Origin of the sequence: Thauera linaloolentis 47Lol = DSM 12138 (genome assembly GCF_000310205.1) — a bacterium.
GTDB classification, from domain to species: Bacteria; Pseudomonadota; Gammaproteobacteria; order Burkholderiales; family Rhodocyclaceae; genus Thauera; species Thauera linaloolentis.
Genome location: NZ_AMXE01000218.1, coordinates 1 through 216, shown reverse-complemented (window position 1 = coordinate 216; position 216 = coordinate 1). Strand labels below are relative to the sequence as shown.

At 64.8% G+C, this 216-nt stretch carries 1 protein-coding gene; it reads right to left on the bottom strand.

Annotated features, from left to right (window positions below; translation table 11 throughout):
- A partial coding sequence (locus tag C666_RS21045) for a DDE-type integrase/transposase/recombinase (protein ID WP_039919675.1) occupies positions 1-216 on the bottom strand: 216 nt, incomplete at both ends.

Genomic DNA, 216 nt, shown 5'->3' with positions numbered 1-216 from the left:
CAGTCGAACCACGTACTCCCCGCCTATGCCGTGATCCACGGCGATGTCCACGCACTCGCGGCTAAAGTCATCCACCACCGTGAGGCACTTGATCCGTCGGCCGCTGGACAGGGCATCCATCACGAAGTCCGTGCTCCAGGTATCGTTGACGTGATGGCTGGCCGCCAAAGGCTGGCGCTCGCCGGTGGGGCGCTTGACCTTGCGGCGCTTGCGCAC